The organism is Nocardia sp. NPDC051321, assembly GCF_044455225.1.
Classification (GTDB): domain Bacteria; phylum Actinomycetota; class Actinomycetes; order Mycobacteriales; family Mycobacteriaceae; genus Nocardia.
Window position 1 is genome coordinate 330,481 of the sequence record NZ_JBITEM010000005.1, and the last position, 17,374, is coordinate 347,854.

At 68.3% G+C, this 17,374-nt stretch carries 14 protein-coding genes; 8 read left to right on the plus strand and 6 right to left on the minus strand.

Features of this window, described 5'->3' with window-relative positions:
- Window positions 1-16: 16 nt before the first annotated feature.
- Together ACIA8C_RS13820 and ACIA8C_RS13825 are read right to left on the minus strand one after the other, a co-directional pair.
- The gene (locus ACIA8C_RS13820; protein WP_397134384.1) at window positions 17-1,270 is read right to left on the minus strand and encodes an RNA polymerase sigma factor; all 1,254 of its coding nucleotides are present in this window, start codon (window positions 1,268-1,270) and stop codon (window positions 17-19) included.
- Window position 1,271: 1 nt separating this feature from the next.
- Window positions 1,272-1,673, minus strand: a complete 402-nt coding sequence (locus ACIA8C_RS13825; RefSeq protein WP_397134755.1) for a YciI family protein — start codon at window positions 1,671-1,673, stop codon at window positions 1,272-1,274.
- Between the two features lie 176 nt (window positions 1,674-1,849).
- Here ACIA8C_RS13825 and ACIA8C_RS13830 point away from each other — a divergent pair, with 176 nt between their 5' ends.
- The gene (locus ACIA8C_RS13830; protein WP_397134386.1) at window positions 1,850-3,016 is read left to right on the plus strand and encodes a serine hydrolase domain-containing protein; all 1,167 of its coding nucleotides are present in this window, start codon (window positions 1,850-1,852) and stop codon (window positions 3,014-3,016) included.
- A 107-nt stretch (window positions 3,017-3,123) separates the two neighbouring features.
- On the opposite strand, the gene ACIA8C_RS13835 is transcribed toward ACIA8C_RS13830, so the two are convergent.
- On the minus strand, window positions 3,124-6,297 hold the full coding sequence (locus tag ACIA8C_RS13835) for a carboxyl transferase domain-containing protein (protein ID WP_397134388.1): 3,174 nt from the start codon (window positions 6,295-6,297) through the stop codon (window positions 3,124-3,126).
- A gap of 111 nt (window positions 6,298-6,408) precedes the next feature.
- Window positions 6,409-7,428: an NAD-dependent epimerase/dehydratase family protein gene (locus ACIA8C_RS13840; RefSeq protein ID WP_397134390.1), complete on the minus strand. Its 1,020-nt coding sequence runs from the start codon at window positions 7,426-7,428 to the stop codon at window positions 6,409-6,411.
- Between the two features lie 143 nt (window positions 7,429-7,571).
- Here ACIA8C_RS13840 and ACIA8C_RS13845 point away from each other — a divergent pair, with 143 nt between their 5' ends.
- Entirely contained in the window at window positions 7,572-8,138 is a 567-nt protein-coding gene (locus ACIA8C_RS13845; protein ID WP_397134392.1) for a TetR/AcrR family transcriptional regulator, read from the plus strand.
- Here ACIA8C_RS13845 and ACIA8C_RS13850 read toward each other — a convergent pair.
- Window positions 8,119-9,282: an erythromycin esterase family protein gene (locus tag ACIA8C_RS13850; protein ID WP_397134394.1), complete on the minus strand. Its 1,164-nt coding sequence runs from the start codon at window positions 9,280-9,282 to the stop codon at window positions 8,119-8,121. The two genes, ACIA8C_RS13845 and ACIA8C_RS13850, sit on opposite strands and share 20 nt — an antisense overlap.
- An 82-nt stretch (window positions 9,283-9,364) precedes the next feature.
- Here ACIA8C_RS13850 and ACIA8C_RS13855 point away from each other — a divergent pair, with 82 nt between their 5' ends.
- Complete coding sequence (locus tag ACIA8C_RS13855) at window positions 9,365-10,078, plus strand: TioE family transcriptional regulator (protein ID WP_397134396.1); 714 nt, start codon at window positions 9,365-9,367, stop codon at window positions 10,076-10,078.
- Between the two features lie 58 nt (window positions 10,079-10,136).
- Here the strand turns inward: ACIA8C_RS13855 and ACIA8C_RS13860 are convergent, their stop codons facing one another.
- Complete coding sequence (locus ACIA8C_RS13860) at window positions 10,137-11,642, minus strand: flavin-containing monooxygenase (protein WP_397134398.1); 1,506 nt, start codon at window positions 11,640-11,642, stop codon at window positions 10,137-10,139.
- A gap of 319 nt (window positions 11,643-11,961) precedes the next feature.
- Between ACIA8C_RS13860 and ACIA8C_RS13865 the strand changes: the two genes are divergently transcribed.
- From ACIA8C_RS13865 to ACIA8C_RS13885, 5 genes are all read left to right on the plus strand, one after another.
- On the plus strand, window positions 11,962-12,699 hold the full coding sequence (locus tag ACIA8C_RS13865) for an ABC transporter permease (RefSeq protein WP_397134757.1): 738 nt from the start codon (window positions 11,962-11,964) through the stop codon (window positions 12,697-12,699).
- Complete coding sequence (locus ACIA8C_RS13870) at window positions 12,672-13,514, plus strand: ABC transporter ATP-binding protein (RefSeq protein ID WP_397134400.1); 843 nt, start codon at window positions 12,672-12,674, stop codon at window positions 13,512-13,514. Before ACIA8C_RS13865 ends, ACIA8C_RS13870 begins: the two co-directional genes overlap by 28 nt.
- Window positions 13,511-14,515, plus strand: coding sequence for an ABC transporter substrate-binding protein (locus ACIA8C_RS13875; protein ID WP_397134402.1), 1,005 nt, complete (start codon window positions 13,511-13,513; stop codon window positions 14,513-14,515). The genes ACIA8C_RS13870 and ACIA8C_RS13875 overlap by 4 nt, the downstream gene beginning before the upstream one ends.
- Window positions 14,516-14,526: 11 nt before the next feature.
- The gene (locus tag ACIA8C_RS13880; RefSeq protein ID WP_397134403.1) at window positions 14,527-15,672 is read left to right on the plus strand and encodes an LLM class flavin-dependent oxidoreductase; all 1,146 of its coding nucleotides are present in this window, start codon (window positions 14,527-14,529) and stop codon (window positions 15,670-15,672) included.
- Window positions 15,673-15,831: 159 nt separating this feature from the next.
- Complete coding sequence (locus tag ACIA8C_RS13885) at window positions 15,832-17,235, plus strand: APC family permease (protein WP_397134405.1); 1,404 nt, start codon at window positions 15,832-15,834, stop codon at window positions 17,233-17,235.
- Window positions 17,236-17,374: the final 139 nt, after the last annotated feature.

Sequence of the window (17,374 nt, forward strand, 5' to 3'; positions counted from 1 at the left end):
GTCGGTACCGACAGGTTCATCCCGAGGTCGGTAGATCGCCGAGGCGGGCGGCACGGGTGTTCAAGTAGCGCTGCTGCGGGAGGCTCATAGTCTTTTGTGCGGCAAGGAGATACGCGGCGCGGGCGGCCGCGACGTCGCCGGTGGTCTCCAGCAGGTGGGCGCGGACGGCGTGCAGGCGGTGGTCGTCGGCGATGCGGGCGTCGGCTTCGAGGCCGTCGACCAGTTTCAGGCCCGCCTGCGGACCTCGGGCCATGGCGACCGCGACGGCGTGGTTGAGCGCGATCATCGGGTTGTCGACGAGGGCGAGCAGGCGTTCGTAGAGCAGCATGATCTGCGGCCAGTCGGTGTCCGGGTAGCTCGGCGCCTCGTCGTGCAGCGCGGCGATCGCGGCCTGGAGTTGATACGGCCCTGGGACACCGCGCGGCAGGGCCGCGGTGAGCAGCGCGATGCCCTCGGCGATGAACTCGGCGTGCCAGCGGCCGCGGTCCTGCTCTTGCATCGGGACGAGTTCGCCGCCGGGCCCGGTGCGCGACTCCCGGCGGGCGTCGGTGAGCAAAAGCAGCGCGAGCAGACCGGCCACCTCGGCATCGTCGGGCAGCAGCCGATGCACCAGGCGGGTGAGTCTGATTGCCTCGGTAGACAATTCGACGCGATGCAGGCGCGCACCGGCGGTGGCCGCATAACCCTCGGTGAAGATCAGGTAGAGCACGCGCAGCACCGCGGCGAGGCGCGCGTCGCGGTCGCCGGGGCCCGGGGGCGCGAAGGGCACGCCGCTGTCCTTGATCGTCTTCTTGGCTCGGCCGATGCGCTTGGTCATCGTCGGCTCGGGGACCAGGAAGGCGCGGGCGATCTCGGCGGTGGTCAGGCCGCCGACCGCCCGCAAGGTGAGCGCGACCTGCGACGGTGGCGAGAGCGACGGGTGGCAGCACAGGAACAGCAGGATCAAGGTGTCGTCGGAATCCGTCGGCTGCCGATCGGCGGCCGGGGTCAGCCAATCCTGCGGCAGCGCCCTCCGCGCCACCGTCTCCTCGCGCTGCTTGCGGGCCTGCTCGCTGCGCAGCAGATCGGTCAGCCGGCGGGACGCGACCGTGATCAGCCAGGCACGCGGATTATCGGGAACGCCGTGCACCGGCCATTGCGTCGCCGCGGCGAGCAGCGCTTCCTGCACCGCGTCCTCGGCGGAATCGAAATGGCCGTAGCGGCGCACCAGCGCGGCGAGGACCTGCGGCGCCGACTGGCGCAGCAGGCCAGCCACCTGATCAGCCGACATGTCAGCCGAACTCGGGCGGCGCCTCGGCGATCGGCCGCACATCCGCGTAGGCCGTGTCGGCGATGTGTGCCGGCGCGGGGCACTTGCCCAGGCGGGCCGCGATTTCGGTGGCGCGGTCGAAGCTTTCGCAGTCGACGATCCAGTAGCCCGCGAGCACCTCCTGGGTCTCCGCGTACGGTCCGTCGGTGACGAAGGCGCCGTCCTTGCCGCCGATCCGCCGGGTGTGCACGGGGTCGGCCAGCCCGCGGGTCTCCACCAGCTCGCCGGACTCCTCGAGCCCGGCATTGAAGTCGGTCATGAACTGGACCATCGCCGCCACCTCCGCGGCCGTCCAGGCGGGCTTGCCGGTGTCTTTGCCTGCCAAGCCGTCGTAGTCCTGCTGCGAGCCGTAGCTCAGGATCATGTATTTCACGGCAACTCCTCTTGGTAGTCGGCACCGCGGTGGCGCCGCTCGTCAGGAACGTCGGAGCCGCTGACCATTCTCGGACATCCGAACCGAAAGAATCTCGAAGCAGGCCGATCCGCTGCCTGCGACCCGGTCACCGGCAGGCCTCCCCGGCGCGTGACATGCTTGGCCGCATGAGTATTGACGGAACGGTGGCGCCCGGGTTCGAGGCGGTCCGGGCGGCATTCGCCGCGAATTTCGACGACCAGGGCGATATCGGGGCGGCCGTGTGCGTGTACCTCGACGGGCGGCCGGTGGTCGATCTGTGGGGTGGGCTCGCCGACCCCGACAGCGGGCGGGTGTGGGAGCGCGACACCCTTCAGCTGGTCTACTCGGCGACCAAAGGGGTGGTTGCCGCGGCGACCCACCTGCTGGTGCAGCGCGGTCTGCTCGACCTCGATGCGCCGGTCGCACAGTATTGGCCGGAGTTCGCGGCGGCGGGCAAAGCCGAGATTCCGGTGCGCTGGCTGCTGACTCATCAGGCCGGGCTCGCGGCGATCGACAAGCCGGTGCCGCTGGCCGACGCGCTGGCGTGGACGCCGATGGTCGACGCGCTTGCCGCGCAGGCGCCGAACTGGACGCCGGGCACCGATCACGGCTACCACGGGCGCACCTTCGGCTGGCTGGTCGGCGAGGTGATCCGGCGCATCACCGGGCGCACCGTCGGGCAGTTCCTGGCCGAGGAGATCGCCGGGCCGTACGGCATCGACTTCTTCATCGGTTTGCCTGCCGCCCAACGGGATCGGGTCAGCCAGCTGGTGTTCGCGCCGAAGCCGGATCTGGATTCGGTGCCCGACGAGCTGATCCCCGAGCAGCTCCGGCCGATGGTGGCGGCGATGCGTGATCCGGAGTCGCTGGCGAACCGGGCCTTCCAGATCACCGACCCGCCCGACATCGACTTCAACTCCCCAGCGGTGCACGCCGCGGAAATACCCGCGAGCAACGGCATCGGCACCGCCCGTGGGCTGGCCCGGCTGTATGCGTCGCTGGTCGGCGAGGTCGACGGCAACCGGTTACTCAGCCCGGCGACCCTTGATGCCGCTCTCCGCGAGCAGACCAGCGGCATCGACCGAGTCATCATGCTGCCGGACCGCTACGCCACCGGCTTCATGCTGCCCATTGCCGATCTCACCCTCGGCGGCCCGAATTCGTTCGGCCACCCTGGACGCGGCGGATCACTGGGTTACGCCGATCCGGGCCGAGGCATCGCCTTCGCCTACGTCACGAACTACATCATCGAAGGCGCCGTAGACCTACGCGCCCGCAACCTCGTCGACGCCCTGGAGACCGCGCTCGGATAACATTGCCGCGCACAACCATCGCACTCCGCGCACGGAATTGTCTCGCGCACAACGGCTTGCGCGCGGCGACAGAACGTGCGCGGCGTCGGCGAGGCGTGCGCGGCGGCTCAGCGCAGGGTGCGGATCCAGCGGCGGGTGTCGGCGGGGTCGATGACGTCGTCCAGTTCCAGGAGAGTGGCGGCGGTCAGGGCTTTGCCGCTGGCGTAGGCGATGCCGACGAGGTTGTCGAAGGCTTCCTGGCGTTTGGTTGGGTCTTCGATGGCGGCGAGTTCCTTCGCGAAGCCAAGGCGCACAGCGCCTTCCAGGCCCATTCCGCCGATTTCGCCGGTGGGCCAGGCGATAACGAAGCGGGGCGCGAGAAAGGAGCCCGCGGCCATGGCTTGGGCGCCGAGGCCGTAGCCCTTGCGCAGGATGACTGTGCCCCAGGGGACGGACATGGCGGCCGCATCGATGAAGAGGCGGCTGAATCTGGTGACGGTGGCCTCTTTTTCGGCGTCCGGGCCGACCATGAAACCCGGTGTGTCGCAGAGGGAGACGATCGAGAGGCCGTGCGCCCCGCACAGGCGCAGGAAAGCGCTGAGCTTGTCGGCGGCGGGCGCGTCGATGGCGCCGCCGAGGTGGTGACAGTTGTTGGCGATGAGGCCATAAGGGTGGCCCTCGACGCGGATCAGCGCCGTGACGACGCCGACAGCCCAGTCGCGGCGTAGTTCGAGGACGGAATCGACGTCGGCGACGGCTTCGATCGCGGCGCGGATGTCGAAGGCGTGCAGCCGGTTCTCCGGGACCACATGGCGGGCCAGGCGCGGGTCCGGTGCGGTCCAATCATCCACTGGCCCTTGGAAATAGGCGAGGTAGCGCTTGGCGATGCGCACCGCGTCGGCTTCGTCGGCGGCGACGAGGTGCACGACGCCGTTGCGGCGCTGCACCTCGATCGGGCCGATGTCCTCGGGGGCGTAGACGCCGAGTCCGCCGCCTTCGATCATGGCTGGACCGCCCATGCCGATGTTCGCGTCGGGGGTGGCGATCACGACGTCGCACATGCCGAGCAGGGCGGCGTTGCCCGCGAAGCAGCGGCCGGACACGAGGCCGATCAACGGAACTCGGCCGGACAGCGCGCCCATGGTGTGGAAGGTGGTGAAGTCCAGGCCCGAGACGCCGCCGGTGTCGGTGTCGCCGGGGCGACCACCGCCGCCTTCGGTCCAGAAGACCACCGGAAGGCGTTGGGCGCCTGCCATTTCGAGCAGGCGGTCGGTTTTGGCGTGACCGCGGTAGCCCTGGGTGCCCGCCAGAACGGTGTAGTCGTAGGACATGACGACCACCTTGGTGCGGTCGGCGCCGAAGCGGTCCGCGTTGATGGTGGCGACGCCCCCGATCAGGCCGTCGGCGGGGGTGTTCGCGATCAGGTCTTCCGGACTGCGGCGCAGTCGCTGGGCGGCGACCGCCAGTGCGCCGTATTCGACGAAGCTACCGTCGTCGACGAGGTCGGTGATGTTCTCGCGGGCGGTGCGCCTACCGAGCCGGTGCCGTTTGGCGACGGCGGCGGGGCGGCCCGCGTCGAGGCCGATGCGGTGGCGTTCGCGGACTTCGGCGAGATCGGGGCGGACCGCGTCGAGGTCGATCGCCGCGATATCCGCGACGGTCCCGTCGTGCTCGGCCTCGGTCCAGATCAGCAGCGGCGCATGCGGATCCACTGTCGCGCCCGGCGCCGCCAGGTGCCGCCGGATGCGCAGCGATTGTTCGGCGCGCAGCACGTGCTGCATCTTCATCGCTTCCAGGACGGCGACCTCGGCACCGGCCGCGACGACGGTGCCCGGTTCGACGAGGCTGACCACGGTGCCGCCCATGGGCGAGCGCAAGGTCTGTTCGTCGTCATGCAGGACAACATCCTCGACGGCGGCGGTCGATGCGGCGTGCGGCGCGGGTGCGTAATCGCTTGCCCGGGCGATGAGTTCGGGCAGGTTCCGTTCGAACCACTCGGTCGATACCGTAACTCCGCCGGACAGCTGATCGAGTACCGCGCGCAAGAGTGCCGCGTTCGTATCGACGCCGACCACCACGGTTTCGGCCAGCGCGTCCGAACACCGGCGCAGCGCGGCCGGATACGACGGACCGCGGGCGATCACCTTGGCCAGCAGCGAATCGAACTGTGCCCCTTGCCGTATACCGGCGTAGGCCGCCGTGTCGACGCGCACACCGACGCCGGTCGGCGCGGCGAACTGTGCCAAGGTGCCGGTGCTCGGCAGCACATCTCCACCCGCGGTGACGATTTCGGCATTCACCCGGGCCTGCACGGCGTAGCCGCGCGGTGCACCACCGGGCAATTCGAGGTCCGCGAGGGTGCGTCCTTGCGCCAGATCCAGCTGGATCGCCACGAGATCCACACCCGTCACCTCCTCGGTGACGGTGTGCTCGACTTGCAGTCGCGGGTTCACCTCGAGGAACCACGCATCATCACCCCGCACGAGGAATTCGACGGTGATCACCCCGCGACAAGCCACCGATTCCGCGAGGCGCACCGCGTCACCGTGCAGCCGTTCCCGCAGTGCCGCAGCGAGATTCGGCGCTGGAGCCACTTCGATCAGCTTCTGATGCCGCCGCTGCACACTGCAATCCCGGTCGCCGAGGGCAACCGCACGCACGCCGTCCGCCACCACCTGCACCTCGATATGCCGCGCGTCGGCCACCAGGGCTTCCGCGTAGACCGCGGCGTCCCCGAAACCCGCCAACGCCTCCGCCCGGCACCGCTCATACGCCTCCCCCAGCGAGGCCAACTCCCGCACCACGCGCATCCCACGCCCGCCGCCCCCCGCCGCGGCCTTCACCATCACCCCCGTCGGATGCGCGGCGAGCAGCGCGGCCATCTCGCCGACCCCCGCACCCGCCGACGTCGCCGCCAGCACCGGCACCCCGGCCCGCTCCGCCGCGGCCCTGGCGGCCACTTTGTCACCGAACGTCCGCAACACCTCCGGCGCCGGACCCACGAAAACAAGCTCGGCCGCCGCGCAGGCGGAAGCGAGATCGGCACTCTCGCTGAGGAATCCGTATCCCGGATGCACCACGGCAGCCGGGCCTGCCTTACGGGCCGCCGCCACCACGGCACGCACATCCAGATAGGCAGCGGCTCCTGCCCCGGGCAGTTGCACGGCGTCATCCGCCAACCGAACATGCAGAGCGTCGCGTTCCTCGGCGGTATACACCGCCAACGTCGCGTACCCACGCTCCCGAGCGGTCCGCAAAACCCGAACCGCCACCTCACCCCGGTTGACCACCACCACGCGCATGCCGCCAGTCTCCTGTATCAACGCATCAACGCTCCACACGAGCCGCCCGAAACTGTCAACACTGCAGGCGATGTCAGGTAGCGGGCGGCTACGAGGTGAGCGGGTCGGTGATCAGGCTGCGTCGTGCTCGATCAAGCTGTTGGCGCAGTCGAGGACGGCCCGGCTCGCGGGTCGAGGTGCCCAGCCGAGGAGGCGCTTGGCCTTGTCGGTGCTGTGCCGGTTGCGGCGGCCGAGGGCGGGGATGACCTCGCCGAGCGACGCGTCGCTGAGGCGGGCGGCGAGCTTGACCGCGAAGTCGGGCAGCTGACGGGTCGAGACCTGCTTGCCGCGCGCGCCGAGGCCGTCGTGCAGGGTGCGGGCCATGTCGCGCATCCACATGAATTCGCCGGTGGCGAGGAAGCGTTCGCCCGCGGCGGCGGGTTCGGTCATGGCCTTGATGTGGATGTCGGCGAGGTCGCGGACGTCGACGATTTCGAGTCCGATACGCGGGACGCCGGGCAGTTTGCCGGAGACCATGCGGGCGACGATGTCGACCGATCCGGTGGTGCCTGTGGTGAGGACGGGTCCGAAGACCGCGCCGGGCAGGATGGTGGTGAGCTCGGTGGGACCGTCGTAGTCGGCCATGAAGTCCCAAGCCGCGCGCTCGGCGAGGGTCTTGGATCGGCGGTACGGGATGAGGGTGGGATCGTCGGGATCGGTCCACAACGTCTCGTCGGTGATGCCGTCGGTCGCATAGGACGCGGGGCTCGCGGCATTCGCCGCGGAGGTCAGCACCACGCGTTTCACCCCGGCGGCGGTGGCCGCGCGCAGCACCCGCAGCGCGCCGCCGCGGGCCGCGTCGATCAGCGCGTCCGGGTCGTCGGAGTTGCGGCCGAGCGGCGAGGCGACGTGCAGCACGTAGTCGACGTCCTTCACCGCGGCGTCCCAGCCCTCGTCGGCGGTGAGGTCGGCAACCGCGAAACTCAGCCGCCCGGCCGGGTCGACCGCGGTGGACACGGCCGCGATGACCGCAGCCTCTTTATCGCTGCCGCGCACGGTGGTGCGCACGTCGTAGCCGCGTTCGAGCAGCTCGACGACGCACCATCCGGCGACATAACCACTCCCCCCGGTTACCAGAACCAACTCACCCATCGTCGTCCTCCAATGTGTTCGGAACGCCTGTGCGAGAATGAAACGGAGGCCCCTCCGTTAATGGCCGTGAGCGTACCGGAGGGTCCTCCGTTTAGCAAAAGTGTGTGTACGGCACAGTGTGTATGGATGGAGCGCCGACATTGGTGGACACGCCGAAGCAGGCCAGAGCCGATGCCCGAACGAATCGTGAACGCGTGCTCGTCGCCGCCAGGGACGCGTTCACCGGGTCCGGTGGCACGTCACTGACGACGATCGCCAAGCAGGCGGGCGTCGGCATCGGCACGCTGTACCGGCACTTCCCGAATAGGGAATCGCTGATCGTCGCGCTTTATCGCCACGACATCCAGGAACTGATCGACCTCGCACCGACGCTGCTCGCCGCACATCCACCCCTGACCGCGCTGCGACTATGGTTCGACGAGGTCGCTCGCTACGGACAGCTGAAATACGGTGTCGCCGAGGTCATTCACGCGGCGACCAACGGCGGCCTCGACGACGAGCACTACCGGCCCTTCGTCGAGGCGATCGCCCTGCTCCTCGAACGCGGCATCGCGGCGGGCGCGCTCAAGCCCGACCTCGACCCCGAGGATGTACTGCTCCAGCTGAGCGTGCTGTGGCGGATCAATCCCGGCAACGGCGGCGCCGAGCGGGCCGCCCGCATCCTCGACCTCATCGTCGACGGGCTTCAGGTCAACCCGCAGTCCGGCTAGCCGGTGCGACGGCTGCGGCGTCGCCGATGTGCAGGACCGCGTCGGCGGTATCGAGGGTTGCCTGATCGAGCGGGAAGTAGCCCTTCTCCGGCGGGGTGGCAGCGCGCGTTCGACCAGTGGCGACGGTAGCGGCGTCGGCCAAACCCCAAGTGCCGATACGGCTTTGCAGTAGACCCTCGTACGTGCCCGCTTTCGGCTCCGGAATCCCGAGACCGTCGCTGCGGCCCAAAGTGCCCGCGATGAAGGTGTACTGCTCACCCCATAGCGCCCCGATGATGGCGCCGACGCCCACCCAGTCGAGCACCATGCCCGCCACGCGCATGGTGCCGGGATGCCGCCGCAGGTGCAGGTTGTGCGCGTGGACCAGCGTCGCGCCGCGACCGGCCTCGATCGCGCGGATATCGATGAGGTTCTGCGCCATGAGCGCATCCCGGGTGGACGAAAGCAGGGATATCCGGACGTCGAGTTCGAGCTGTCGCGCCGCTTGCTTGTGGTAGCGGAGCAGACCGATACCGGCGGTGAGATATGTTCTGGCCCTGCGCCATTCAGCGTACGAGGTGGTAGCGGACAATGCTGGCGCGCGTGCCTCCAGCGCGATGAGCATGTCATTGGCGACTACCCGCAGCCGCTCGGCCGCCGCCGTTGCGCCGATCGACTTGGTCGCGTCCAGGATGGCCTCCTCTCGATTCCACCGTTCGTCGTCGCCGAGGAGACTCGCGAGGTCGAGGTCGAGTCGCAGGTAGTCCCTGGCGTATTCGAGGTAGCGGCGCGGGCTGGGGGCGGTGGTGTTTTCAGTTTGAGTGTCGAAGCCGTAGAAGGCGATTCGCTCTTCCGGCGGTCGATGCTGGTTGTATTCACGCAGCCAGCTCACCAGTTGCCTGTTGCCGTCCAGGTTTCCGAAGTTGTGGGTGAAGCCTGTGCTCATCGCGGTGTCGAGGGAACCGATGCCCTCGCGGACGAAGTCATCGACGGTGAGCGCTGCCACCCGATCGGTTTCGAGGGCGATCGACCGGAAGCCGAGGTCGACCAGTTGCGCGAACAGTCGGTTGCGGACCAGCCGGAAGGCCGGTTCCTGATGGGTCGGCTCGCCGAGCGCTACCAGGTCACAGGGGGTAGGGACGAAGTCTCGAATGTTCTGACTCATGTGTCTAAATCGTATCATTGAAAGAACGGTTGAGACTTTCACGAGCGCTGACCGATCAGACATGCGGTAAAGTCTCAAACCGGTGATCACCCTGCGACCAGCCGACCTAGCCCGCGAGCACGGCCTCTCGACCCAAGCCATCCGCAATTACGAGCAGGACGGGTGCATCCCACCCGCCGAGCGCACACCGAGCGGCTACCGGATCTACACCGAGGTGCACGCGGCCGCGCTGCGCACTTATCTCGCGCTCATCCCAGCCTACGGGCACGCGGCCAGCGGCCAGATCATGAACGCACTCCACCACGACGGAGTCGAGGGCGTGCTGGTGACCATCGATCGCGGCCACAGCCAATTACTGCGCGACAGAGACACTCTCGATGCCGTACGGAAAGCCGTAGCGCACCTGACCAGCGAATCCGGCACCGGCGCAGTCACATCCGGGGAAACCCGCACCATCGGCGAACTGGCACACCAACTCCGGGTGACCCCGGCGACCCTGCGCAACTGGGAGAACGCGGGCATCCTCGCCCCAGCGCGCGACCCGGCCACCGGCTACCGCCGCTACGACGCGAGCGATATCCGCGACGCCCACCTCGCCGACCTGCTTCGCCGCGGCGGCTACCCGCTGGACCCCATCCGCACCGTGATCCAGCAGATCCGAACAGCGGGCGGCACAGACGCATTGGCTGCCACCCTGGCCGATTGGCAGCGAAAGCTCACCGCGCAAGGCCTGGCGATGCTCAACGCCGCCGCCCAGCTCGATCGCTACCTGAACGTCCACACGCACGGTTCCTGATTTCCGGCACCGGAATTCGCATGCGATTCCAGGTGCGGGAAATCAGGAACAGTGCGTCTCAGGCGGTGCGGACCGCCGCCAGCGGACGGTCCTCGGCTTCGTCCGCGGCGCGGGTGAAGGTGAGGACGCCGTCCTCGATCGGGCCCTTGCGCAGCATCTTGCGGTCACGGAAGTAGTTGTTGATGACCTGCCAGGGGCCGCGCGTGCCCTGCCGGGGCATCACCGCGTCGCCGCGCGCGATGTAGCCGGAGGTGAGGGCGCCGCCCATGACCGAGTCGGTGGAACGGTCGCCCTCTTCGGCCACCGCAACCACTTTCGTGAAGCCGTGCGACTTCATGTGGTTGAGCACGCGGCAGAAGTACTCGGCGGCGAGGTCGGCCTTGAGCGTCCACGAAGCGTTGGTGTAGCCGAGGATCATCATCGCGTTGGGGACGCCGTCGAGCATCGCGCCCTTGTAGACGACCCGGTCGCGGGTGACCACCGGCTCGCCGTCCAGTTCCAGGGTGGCGCCGCCGAGCATCTGCACCCGCAGGCCGGTCGCGCTGATCACGATGTCGGCGGGCAGTTCCTCGCCCGAGGCGAGGCGAATGCCGGTCTCGGTGAAGGACTCGATGCGGTCGGTGACGATGGATGCCTTGCCGCTGCGCAGCACCTTGAACAGATCACCGTTGGGCACCACGCACAGTCGCTGGTCCCACGGGTTGTAGGACGGCGTGAAGTGGCGCATGTCGATGTTCGGGCCGAGCCACATCCGCACCGCGCTGAGCAGCACCTTGCGGGACGCGCCGGGATTGGTGCGGGACAGCTGAAAACTGGCGCGCTGCAACGCGATATTACGTGCGCGCCCGACGCGATAAGCCGCCTTGGCCGGCACGCGCGCCATCTTCATGCCGACGGCGACCGGGTCGTCGGCGGGCAGCGCGGTGATGTAGGTCGGCGAGCGCTGCAGCATGGTGACGTGCGCGGCGTCGTCGCTCATCGCGGGGATCAGGGTGATCGCGGTGGCGCCGCTGCCGATCACGACAACGCGCTTGCCGCGGTAGTCGAGATCCTCGGGCCAGTGCTGCGGGTGCACGATCTGCCCGCCGAAGTCCGCCTCGCCGGGGAATTCCGGGCGGTAGCCGTTGTCGTAGTCGTAGTAGCCGGTGCAGCCGACGAGGAAGTTGCTGGTGAAGGTCTCGGTGACGCCGGTCTGCTCGTCGAGTGCCTCGACGGTCCAGGTGCCCGACTCGCTCGACCAGCGGGCGGTGGTGACCTTACGGCCGAAGTGGATGTGTTCCTTGACGCCGTACTCGACGGCCGTGTCCTCGACGTACTGGCGGATGTGCGGGCCGTCGGCGAGCACCTTTGTGCCGGTCCAGGGGCGGAAGCCGTAGCCGAAGGTGAACATGTCCGAGTCGGAACGGATGCCCGGGTACCGGAACAGGTCCCAGGTGCCGCCGATCGCCGTGCGGCGCTCGAGGATGGCGTAGCTGCGGCCGGTGTGCTCACGGGTGAGGTGGCAGGCCATGCCGATACCGGAGAGGCCGGCGCCGATGATCAGTACGTCGACATGCCGCGTCATTGAGGAACTCGTTTCGTCTGCTCACGCCTCGATCATCCGCGACCGAGGTTTCCGGTCGAGGTTACGTGTTATTTGAGGTTACGTCTAGTAGCGGTAGCTGAAAACATGCTCGCGACGGCGCCCAATTAAAACCTCGCTGGTTTCAACCGGTGACTCCGCCGCGCCGCGCGCACAGCATGGATGACTGCGGGGCGCCCAGCGGCGCGCCGGAGATCTTGTCCCCTACCCGAGGTGTCGCGTGTCATCAATTGTCTTGGAGCCGACACCGATTCGGGTTCGGTCGGCGGCTCGGTGGCGGCCGCGCAAGACCTGGTTGCGGGTGGTCAGCCCGCTGGTCATCGTGCTGGCGTGGCAGCTGGCCAGCGTCAGCGGCGTACTGCCGGAACGACTGCTGGCCTCGCCGGTGGCGATCGTGCGGACCACCGGGGAACTGCTGCGGGACGGCACGTTGCAGGAGGCGATCACGGTATCGCTCGGCCGGGCGGCGACCGGATTCGTGATCGGTGCCGTGCTCGGCATCGGACTGGCCATTCTGGCCGGATCGAGCACGGTCGGCGAGTACGTCGTCGATCCGCCGATGCAGATGCTGCGCACGGTGCCGTTCTACGGGCTCATTCCGCTGCTCATTCTGTGGTTCGGCATCGGTGAGCTGCCGAAGGTGGTGCTTGTCGCGTTCGGCGCGGCGATTCCGTTGTACCTCAACACCTTCGCCGGAATCCGCGGCGTGGACGCCAAACTGGTCGAGCTCGCCCAGGTGCAGCAGCTCGGCAGGCTCGCGCTGATCGGGCACATCGTGCTGCCGGGAGCACTGCCGCAGACCCTGGTCGGGCTGCGCCAGTCGCTTGGCGTCGCGTGGCTGGCGTTGATCGTCGCCGAGCAGGTCAATGCCGATGCGGGACTGGGCTTTCTGATCAACGACGCCCGCGAATTCCTGCGTACCGACGTGATCGTCGTCGGGCTGCTGGTGTACTGCGTGCTCGGTCTGCTGACCGACGCGTTCGTCCGATTGATCGAGCGGAAGGCGCTGGCATGGCGACGCGGATTCCTGGGACAGTGATCACCGAAGATCTGATCGACGACACGCGCGCGGAAACGATAACGGCAAACGGCTCGACTTCGGTTCGCAATGCTCCCGAAGTCCGTTCGGCCACAACGACTCCTGATGAGACACCGGTTGCCCGGGTACGCGGCCTGATCCGCGATTTCGACGGACGCCGGGTCCTGGACGGACTCGATCTCGACATCGCGCCAGGCGAATTCGTCGCGTTGCTCGGTCGCAGCGGCTCTGGCAAGTCCACCCTGCTGCGCGCACTCGCGGGTCTCGATCCCGACGTGCAAGGCGAGCTCAGCACGCAGGGCACCATCGCCGTCGCCTTCCAGGAACCCCGTCTCGTGCCGTGGAAACGAGTGCTGGCCAACGTATTTCTCGGACTGCGCCACCACGACCCGAAGGCCGCCGCCCGTGCCGCACTGGCCGAGGTCGGCCTCGGCGAGCGCGCGAATGCCTGGCCGCTCACCCTGTCCGGTGGCGAAGCGCAACGGGCCAGCCTGGCCCGCGCGCTGGTCCGCGAGCCGGATCTGCTGCTGCTCGACGAGCCCTTCAGTGCCCTCGACGCGTTGACCCGGATCACCATCCACCGCCTCGTCATCGACCTGTGGCAGCGCCGCCGACCCGGTGTCCTGCTGGTCACCCACGACGTCGACGAGGCGCTGCGGCTGGCCGACCGGGTGCTGGTGCTCGGCGACGGCCGCATCGCCTACGAATCCCGCATCGACCTGCCGCGTCCGCGTCGCGGCGACCATCCGCGCCTGCTCTCCCTGCGCGAAACCCTGCTCGCCGCACTCGGCGTTGCCCCGGAAGGAACCGAATGAAAGCCAGAAGGCTGCTGCTCGCAACGACTCTCGCATTGGTCGTGGCGGTCGGCTCAGCCTGCGGGTCCGACAAAGCCGAGGACGCGGCGGTCCGCCCCGACGGTTCGATCGACCTGTCCCAGGTGACGTTGCGGGTCGGTGATCAGAAGGGCACCGGGCTGCAGGCGCTGCTCACCGCCGCGGGCGAACTGGACAAGACGCCGTACAAGATCACCTGGTCACAGTATCAAGCGGGCCCGCCGATGTTGGAGGCGATCAACTCCGGCGCGGTCGATTTCGGCGGTGTCGGCAACAGCCCGCCGATCTTCGCGGCGGCGGCCAAGTCTGCCATCAAGATCGTCGCAGGCTACCAGTCGGGCAAGGAGGGGCAGGGCATCGTGGTGCCCAAGGATTCGCCATTGCGCACCCCGGAAGACTTGCGCGGCAAGAAGATCGCCGTCACCAAGGGCAGCTCGGCGCACCAGCACCTGCTCGCCGTGCTGAACAAGGCGGGCATCAAATGGGATCAGATCGAACCGCAATACCTGCAACCGCCGGACGCGCTGGCCGCGCTGACCACCGGACGGGTGGACGCGTGGGCCATCTGGGATCCGTACACCGCGCAGGCGGAGCAGCAGGCGAACGCGCGAATCCTGGTGGACGGCAAGGGTTACATACCCGGCGACGCGTTCTACGTCGCCGGTGACAAGGCACTGGGCAACAAGGCGACCACCGCCGCCCTGCGCGACCTGCTCGCCCGCACCGCCAGGGCCCATGCCTGGGTCAACGATCATCCCGAACAGTGGGCCAAGACCTACGCCGAGCTGACCGGACTCCCCTATGACGTCATCCTCACCGTCGTCAAACGTGGCCCGTACCAAGACCATCCGCTCGACACCGCCACCATCGCCGCCGAACAGGGTGTCGCGGACGCGTTCGCCGACGCCGGGCTCATCCCCCGCAAGGTCACCATCTCCGACTACACCGACACCCGCTTCAACGACCTGCTTCCCCCGGCCTAAGGAGTTGGCTCATGACTTTGTCTTTCCATTGGTTCCTGCCCACCTATGGTGATTCGCGCGGCCTGGTCGCGGGCGGGCACGGCACCTTCATGTCCGGTGACCGTCCCGCGACGCTGCGCTACCTGAACCAGATCGGCGCGGCCGCCGAGGACAACGGCTTCGAGGCCGTGCTCACCCCGACCGGCGCGTGGTGCGAGGACGCGTGGCTCACCACGGCGATGATGGTCGACACCACCCAGACGCTGAAGTTCCTCGTCGCGCTGCGGCCCGGACTGGTCAGCCCGACCCTTGCCGCGCAGATGGCGGGCACCTTCCAGCGGCATTCGCAGGGCAGGCTGCTGCTCAACGTGGTGACCGGCGGCGAGCCGCACGAGCAGCAGGCCTACGGCGACTTCCTGGACAAGGAGCAGCGCTACGCGCGCACCGGCGAATTCCTGCACGTGGTGCGGGAGCTGTGGCACTCACACGAGCCGATCACCTTCGAGGGCGAGCACATTCACGTCCGCGACGCGCTGCTGAGCAACCGGCCCGATCCGATTCCGCCCGTGTTCTTCGGCGGTTCCTCGGCACCGGCCGGACCGATCGCGGCCCGCTACGCCGACACCTATCTCACCTGGGGTGAACCGTTGCTCGCGGTGAGCAGGAAGCTGGAGTGGATCCGGCGACTGGCCGTAGACCAGGGCCGTGTCCTCGACTACGGGCTGCGCATCCACGTGATCAGCCGCGACAGCTCCGAAGAGGCGTGGGCGGAGGCGGATCGGCTGCTGCAGGGCATCGATCCGGCCGATGTCGAGCGGGTGCAGGCGAGTTTGGCGCGCAGCGAATCGGAGGGGCAGCGGCGGATGTCCGAGTTGCACGGCGGCAGCACCGATCGGCTGGAGATCGCGCCCAATCTGTGGGCCGGGGTCGGCCTCGTCCGCGGCGGCGCGGGTACCGCGCTGGTCGGCTCGCACGCCGAAGTCGCCGAGCGGCTGATCGAGTACTCGAAGCTTGGCATCAGCCACTTCATCCTGTCCGGGTATCCGCACCTGGAGGAGGCGTACTGGTTCGGCGAGGGCGTGCTGCCGATCCTGGAGCGCAAGGGGCTGTGGAGTCATCCGTCCAGGCCGGTCACCGCGCCGGTGTCGACACCCTTCGCGTCGTCGTCCAGCAGCTGATCGTCGCGCACCCGTTTTACCTGTGGTTTCGGACGTGCGAACGCGAGCGGCGCGCGTTACCCAGTTGCACCCAGTTAACGGTGACTGACTCACTTCAACGAGAATGATCTATCGGTCCGGCCCCGAGGCTGGACCTCTAGACGAGCTCATAAGGGAGTCATGACCACCCCAGCCGCCCAGCGATGGCGTCGCCGCCTGCCCGACACCGCGACCACCGACGGAGCGCCAACGCTGGCGCGCAGACTCGGACGCATCGACCTCACGGCGATGGGGGTCGGCACGATTGTCGGCGCGGGCATCTTCGTCATCACCGGTGTAGCCGCGGCGGAAAAGGCCGGGCCGTCGATCGTGCTGTCGTTCCTGCTGGCCGGGACCGTGTGCGTACTGGTCGCGCTGTGCTACAGCGAGCTGGCGGCGATGGTGCCGGTTTCCGGCAGTGCCTACACCTATACCTATGCCACGCTCGGCGAGGGGCCCGCGTTCCTGGTCGGGTGGAATCTGTTGCTGGAGTTCGTGATCGCGGGGGCCGCGGTCGCGATCGGCTGGTCCGGAACCACGGTGTCGGCGCTGGATTCGATCTTCGGGATCACTGTGCCCAAGGCCATCGCGGCGGGTCCAAGCGAGGGCGGGATCGTGAATCTGCCCGCGGTGCTGATCATTGCGGTGATCGTCGCGGTGCTGGTCGGCGAGGTGTCGCTGACCGCCCGGATCACCAAGGTGCTGGTCGGGGTGACGATCGGCGTGCTGGTGCTCGTGGTCGCGGTCGGTGCGCCGCACATCGACGTAAACAACTGGACTCCGTTCGCGCCCTTCGGTTTCGGTGGCATCGTCGGCGGCGCGGCGATCGCGTTCTTCGCGTTCCTCGGCTTCGACGTCGTCGCGGCCTCGGCGGAGGAGGCACGCAACCCGCGCAAGGACGTGCCGTTCGCGATCATCGCAACGGTGCTCGTCGCGACCGTGCTCTACGCGCTGGTCAGTGCCGTGCTCACCGGGATCGCGCCGTTCGCGTCACTGAACAACGGGGCGCCGATCGCCACGGCGTTCGGCGGGTTGAAGATCGGCTGGATCGGCAATGTCATCGTGATCGCCTCGATCATCGCGCTGACCAAGGGACTGCTCATGATCGTCTACGCACAGGTGCGGCTTGGCTTCGCGATGTGCCGAGATCGATTGCTGCCCTATGGTTTCGCGCAGACCGGTAAGCGGTCCACCCCCGTCCGGCTGACGCTGCTGCTCGGGGCGGTGTGTGCCACGATCGCCGGGCTGCTGCCGATCGACATCGTGGTGGAGCTGGTGAATATCGGGGCGCTGTCGGCGTTCGCGGTGGTGTGCGTCGGCGTGCTGGTGCTGCGCCGGGCCGAGCCGGAGCGGGAGCGGCCGTTCCGGACGCCATTCGTGCCGGTGGTTCCGGTGCTCGCGCTGATCGGGTGCGTGTTGCTCGCGACGACGTTGGACGGGTTGACCTGGGTGCGGTTCGCCGTGTGGGTGGTCGTCGGCGTCGTCGTCTACCTCGGGTACGGACGTAAGCGCTCCACCCTCGCCCCGTCCGCCGTGGACGCCTGATCCCCCAGCCTTCCCGGCGAACGGGTCGCGACGTGCGAGTTCTGTCGTGACGCGAGCCCCGGACGACGAGAAGGCATCGGGATATATCACACATGATGTGGAATCCATTGCGCCCCATGCGTGTTTTCGGCAGGCTCAC

Excerpts from the sequence above, each read along its gene's own strand:
- ACIA8C_RS13820 (WP_397134384.1), bottom strand. The coding sequence starts at position 1,270 with ATGTCGGCTGATCAGGTGGCTGGCCTGCTGCGCCAGTCGGCGCCGCAG.
- ACIA8C_RS13825 (WP_397134755.1), bottom strand. The coding sequence starts at position 1,673 with ATGATCCTGAGCTACGGCTCGCAGCAGGACTACGACGGCTTGGCAGGC.
- ACIA8C_RS13830 (WP_397134386.1), top strand. The coding sequence starts at position 1,850 with ATGAGTATTGACGGAACGGTGGCGCCCGGGTTCGAGGCGGTCCGGGCG.
- ACIA8C_RS13835 (WP_397134388.1), bottom strand. The coding sequence starts at position 6,297 with ATGCGCGTGGTGGTGGTCAACCGGGGTGAGGTGGCGGTTCGGGTTTTG.
- ACIA8C_RS13840 (WP_397134390.1), bottom strand. The coding sequence starts at position 7,428 with ATGGGTGAGTTGGTTCTGGTAACCGGGGGGAGTGGTTATGTCGCCGGA.
- ACIA8C_RS13850 (WP_397134394.1), bottom strand. The coding sequence starts at position 9,282 with ATGAGTCAGAACATTCGAGACTTCGTCCCTACCCCCTGTGACCTGGTA.
- ACIA8C_RS13860 (WP_397134398.1), bottom strand. The coding sequence starts at position 11,642 with ATGACGCGGCATGTCGACGTACTGATCATCGGCGCCGGCCTCTCCGGT.
- ACIA8C_RS13870 (WP_397134400.1), top strand. The coding sequence starts at position 12,672 with ATGGCGACGCGGATTCCTGGGACAGTGATCACCGAAGATCTGATCGAC.
- ACIA8C_RS13875 (WP_397134402.1), top strand. The coding sequence starts at position 13,511 with ATGAAAGCCAGAAGGCTGCTGCTCGCAACGACTCTCGCATTGGTCGTG.
- ACIA8C_RS13880 (WP_397134403.1), top strand. The coding sequence starts at position 14,527 with ATGACTTTGTCTTTCCATTGGTTCCTGCCCACCTATGGTGATTCGCGC.
- ACIA8C_RS13885 (WP_397134405.1), top strand. The coding sequence starts at position 15,832 with ATGACCACCCCAGCCGCCCAGCGATGGCGTCGCCGCCTGCCCGACACC.